We start from the raw sequence: 5,356 nt of genomic DNA, 5'->3' as shown, positions 1-5,356 counted from the left end.
CAACCGGCTTCGGCGTGCCATCAACCGTGGTCTTCTGGCCAACAGGCAGCGGAACGCGGTCGGTGACCTTGTACTCCTTGTTGTTGTGATCCACCAAGGTGTACGTCACGGTGACGTTTGGCGTGTCCTCATCAGCCTCGACTTCCTCAGTCGGAGTACCGGTGATCTTTCCGTTTTTCTCATCGAAGTCCAGACCTGCAGGAAGGTTAGCAACCTCAAGCGAGCCGTCCTTCACCTTGAGCTTGTGCGGGTGACTCTCAAAGCCGGTCGGCACAACTTGCTGCTCATACTCGGTATTGATCGTTGCAGCCTTCAGCGGCGAATCCGTGACGGTCAGCAGGGTCGGCACGCGATCGTGCTGGACTTCCTCAACATCAACCGTTTCGGTCTTGATGACGCGCTTGTCCTCAGGAGCCGACGGGTCCATGAACTTCGGATTGCCGTCTTCGTCGAGAACCGGACGTTCTTCCTTCACCGTGACCTTGACGTCACGCGTCACGATCACCTCAGAGGTGCCCGGCGTCGTCGGCGTACCAGAGATCTTGCCGGTCTCTGGGTCGAACGTCAGCCCTTCAGGAAGACCATCGACCTTGTAGGTCGGCTTAGCGCCTTCAACCTTGTTCTCCGGCTCATTCGGCAGTACGGACAGTGCATCAAACTCTTTGTACTCGTCCTTCACCGAACCGAACGGAAGAACAACCGGAACGACAACGGTGAACGAGTCAGCGGCCAGCACCGTGTTCTCGCCAGTGACGAACTCAGCGGTGAAGATGTCGCCCGTCTCAGCGTCCTCCGGAACGGTGATGGTGCAGGCGTTGGCATCAGCAACGCTACCGATGTTGTCGCAGGTCTTGACGACCTTGCCGTTCTTCTTCCAAACAACCTTGTTTGGCGTCACCGGGAACGGGCCGGTCACATTCAGCTTCGCGGTATCGCCGATATCAGCCGGCTTGTCCGTCATGTTGAAGTTCGTGATATCCAACTTCACATCATGGCGCGGCACCAACGCGAAGTTCACGTTGTACCACATCGGATTCTGCACAAAGTTTTCAGCAGCAATAGGCGCAGGGTTACGCGTGCCGTTGTTCTTCGGCGAGTTAAACAGCGGAACACGCCATGCAGAGTAAGCGCTCGGAATCTTGCCATCAGCAGTCTCTACATGCGCGTACAGGTACTTCTTCGTGTCATTCGTGAGAGTTCCCTCAGGGAACTTCACCGAGTAGTACCCATCTTCACCAACCTTCGAGCGCACCGTCGCTGCAATGTACTCCGGGTGCTCAGTGAGGAGCTTCTTCGCAGCGGCCAGCTTCTGCGCCTCAGGCAACGTGTCAACTGCCTCTGCATATGCGCCGATGCCCTCCTGGGTCAGCACACTCATGACCACGTACATGTCCTTAGCCGGGACATCGCCGGTGCCGTTTGGGCCGTTGAGACGAGCGTCCTTCGTCTCGTGCCAGACCTTGCCGCCCACATGACCCTTCATCGCAGAATTTGTGGCCTGCCGCGGGACAGTCTCATCCGTATCCGCAATCCAATCAGCCTTCGGCTTATGCATGTACGGCACATCACGATCAGCCTGCATCAGCACAGCAGTGCGCTGCATGTTCGTGCCGATGGTGTTCCATGCACCCTGCTGGTCAGCACCCATGGAGTTGCGGTATGCGCCTGGGAAGAAGCCGCCGACCTGGCGGAACGGGTAGACGGTGAAGCCGTTGCGCTCGTCAACAAACGGGTCGATCCACAGACGGTAGTACTGATTCGTGGAAGCCTTGTACGTGTGCTTCTTCCCGTGGTGGTCAATCCACGGCTCACGGAGATCGAACACATAGGAGCCCGGACCAGCCTGCGAGGTGTTACTCTTGCTGAGCTGGTCAGAGGTGCGGGCAACGTACACCGGCGAAACGGCACCATCCTTATCGATCCACTGCATGTAGACCTTCGTGCCTTCCGGAACAGCCTGCTGGCCACCGTCGGTCGGGCTGAAGCCGTAGCCATCGTCAATAAACGCGCGACCAGACAGGGTCGACTTGGCATTCGTCATGCCAGTAGCGCTCTTGACGTAGCCGTTCGCAATGCCGTCGGCGACAATCGCACCGTTTTCCTCAGTGGCCGGCGCCTGGGAGACAGCAGCAGTTTCCTCCTGCGCAAACGCGACCGGCTGAGCGAACGGAGCAACCAGCGCAAATGACAGCGCAGCCGCGGCTACGGACGTGCCGCGACGGCGGCCAATGTGACGTTTATTCATTAATTTCCCTCCAGAAAGGATTAGCGTCAAAGGTTCACGACCCTGACGAGCAAACAAAACACACCTACTAACAGGGCCTACGAACACCACCGTAGAGAACCTGACAGGAGGCGGCAAAGGTCCCTCAAGCCACCCAACAGCTGTTCACATCCTGAGGAAAATTATTGACACTCGCCACTAAAAGCGCTGGCCATTGCTGTTGTACGGCCGTAAAATACTACCTGTGACACAGCTAAGGAAGCCGAGATAGTGGGGCGGACGGACCACGCAAGCACACTTCCAGCAGTTTCCGTAGTTGTCTACAGATTTGAGCAACATCCAGCACCTTTAGCCAGTTGCCAGCTTAGGAAAATCTAAACCTTTCACCGCCACCCCATAACGGGGTTAATGAGTGACGTTTTAATGGTCACGTGTAAAGACGGCGAAAACGTAAAACGCCTGTGATGGGAAGAATCCACCACAGGCGTCGAGCCGGAGAGGCAGCCTAGAACGGCAACTTGAACTGCTCGCCGTTCTTGAACCACCAGCCGAACAGGGCGGTGAGGGCGCCGAGGATTACCAAGGCAGCGCCGGCGATCGCGCCGCCGTTCGCGGAGGAGCCATCAGACGGCTTCCCTGCCGAATCCGAAGGGTTCGCGGTCTCCACCGGGCCGCGGGTCTGGGTCACCGGGGCGGGCGCCGGCTTCGGCGTCGGCGTCACGGTGACGGTCTCCTTCGGGGTAGGCGCAGGCGACGGCGCCGACGTGGTCGGGGCCGGCGGCTGCACAACCGGGCGCAGCACCTGCTCGACCTTCTTCTGCTCCTCCTTGTTCACGTCTGCGGACGGGAGGTCCTTAAGTACCTTTTCGGCTTCCTGCTTGGTTAGGTCGAGGACGGGGACGCGGAAGGTCTCGTCGAACACGGTCTCGCCGTTCTGGTTCTTCACCGACAGCTCGACAGGCGTGTTCGGGCCCTTCACCCCGGCGAGGTCCTGCATCGGGATGGCGAGGTCGCCGGCGTAGTTGTCCTTATCCGCGATGCCAGCCAGGGCAATGTCCTTGTGTGCGGACTGGCCGTTGCCCCAACGGGCTTCCACGGTGAAGGTGTGGGCGTCGATGCCCTTGTTTTCCACGCGGACGTTCAAGGCGTTGTTGGGGCGGTGGAGAACGATACCGTTGTGGGCGTCGTCGATAAGCAATGCCCCTGCTTTGAGATTGTTATCGGCAGCGGCGAGCACCGCGAGCTCGTAGACAGTCAGGTCCTCCTCCGCCAACTGATCGTGCTCGTGCGTGACGCCAATGATGCCGTCAGCCTTGCCGATGTAGTTGGAACGCAGCACCAGATTCTTCCAGTCCGCGGGGATGGTGGACTGACCAACGAAGCAGAACTGATCCTTCAGACCCTCCGGGCACTTGTCGTAGAAGTTCTTGCCCGAGTTCAGCGCGTGGCCGTCCGCCTTCGTCTCCTCGGCGGAAATGCCGGCATGGCCAAGCCAGCAGACCCAGGCCCGTGGTGTTGCGGTAATCGCGCCCCACCACAGAAAAACCCGATTGCTAAAGCTAATCACCCCGCCCACCGATTGGTGAGCGGGGCGATCGTTAGCGCTTATCTTCAGCCTACGAGAGACTCAAGACTTAACTAATTCGTCGGCTTTGCCGGAGTAGTCGGCTTCTCCTCCTTGGAGGAACCAGCGTAGGTCTTGCCGGAAGAACCCTTCAGTTCGAGGTCCTTCACGGAAGAGCCGCCACCGTTCGGGGAGCAGTTGTCGTAGATGATCGTGCCGGCGAGGATGCCAGCGGCGATCAGAGCCAGACCACCTGCAACCGTTGCGAGGTCAGTGCCGTACTGGCCCAGCTTCGCGTTAATTGCGTCCACCTGGGTAGCCAGCTGCGGGTTGAAGATACCCAGCTGCTGCTGGATCTGGGTGTTGGCGTTCTGGATCTGAGCATTCGCCTGAGCAGCGAAGTCAGACAGACCCGGGATCTCCAACTGGGTAGCCAGACCAAGCGGCAGAAGCGCGATCAGCGGCAGACCGAAGCCGACGGAGGTAGCGACACACTTACCGGTGTCGATGCCGACGGTTGCCTCAGTGCGGTTCTCATCGCCATCTTCAACGATGACCTTCTGACCCGGCTTCAGGTCGACGTCAGACGGGACCTCGATCTCCCACTTGCCGTTCTTATCGGTCGTGGTCTCGATGACCTTACCGTTCGGCAGCGTGACCTTGATCGTCTCGTTCGGACGGTCGCCCGTACCGGTGATGGTCTTATCGCCCGGCTTGATCGGGTTGACCTTCGGAGCGGTGTTGTCCTTGGTCTTGTCGCCCTCGTCGACGCCAGCCGGGTTGGTGCCACCCTCGATCTCTTCACGGTTCGTCTTACCGTCACCGTCGAAGTCGCCTTCCGGAAGCAGCAGGGACTTGCCGTCCTTGCCGACCAGGTCGAAGTCAGCGGTTGCGTTGTCCTCAGAACCATTCGGGTAGGTGAACTTAACATCCACAGAAGGCTTCGCGAACGGGGTGAAGATCTTCACGAATTCATCCCAACGCTTACCCTTCTTCTGCTTCTGGATCTCCGGCAGCTTCTCAGCGATCTTCTCGTCGACCTTCTCGTAAGAAGGAGCCTTCGCCGTGACGACGCCATCCTCACCAGGCTTAACGACGTCCCCATCCTTCGGACCGAACTCCCAGTCCTCGGAGCCCTCGGACTCGGTACCGGTGGCCTTGGTGCCCTCCGGAGCCTTACCGTTTTCACCAAACGGATTCTTCGAAGACTCCTTCTTACCAGCCTCAACCTTCGTCGGCTCACCGTAGTCCGGATCAACGATCTTCACATCGATCTTACCGATCTCTTCGGCGTTTTCGCCTTCGCCCTTGGAGACGATGACCCTGGCATCCTGCGGGTCAGTACCCTCCGGCACCGTCACCTTGACGTTGCCGTCCTTATCGACCTCGACCTCGGAGCCCGGGATCTTATTGCCGTCCTTATCGACGAGCTTGCCGGTCTCATAACCAGTCGGGTTCTCAACCTTGCCAACGGTGTGCGGCTCGTTGTTAGCCGGAACCGTGGTGTTGGTCTCCGTGACCGACGGGGCAGGCGCCGGAGCGTCCGGCTTATCAACCGTAACGGTGAC

At 59.0% G+C, this 5,356-nt stretch carries 3 protein-coding genes; all 3 read right to left on the bottom strand.

Annotated elements, in window-relative coordinates; all coding sequences use genetic code 11:
* A partial coding sequence (locus tag HMPREF2690_RS06230) for an Ig domain-containing protein (RefSeq protein WP_210401383.1) occupies positions 1-2,245 on the bottom strand: 2,245 nt, incomplete at its 3' end.
* A gap of 484 nt (positions 2,246-2,729) precedes the next feature.
* Positions 2,730-3,791, bottom strand: coding sequence for a hypothetical protein (locus HMPREF2690_RS06225; protein WP_070820430.1), 1,062 nt, complete (start codon positions 3,789-3,791; stop codon positions 2,730-2,732).
* A gap of 71 nt (positions 3,792-3,862) precedes the next feature.
* The coding region (locus HMPREF2690_RS12165) for a SoxR reducing system RseC family protein (RefSeq protein ID WP_168167286.1) at positions 3,863-5,356 on the bottom strand (1,494 nt) is incomplete at its 5' end.

The organism is Corynebacterium sp. HMSC034E11, assembly GCF_001835905.1.
Classification (GTDB): Bacteria; Actinomycetota; Actinomycetes; order Mycobacteriales; family Mycobacteriaceae; genus Corynebacterium; species Corynebacterium coyleae.
This window is presented reverse-complemented; position numbering and strand designations above follow the sequence as displayed.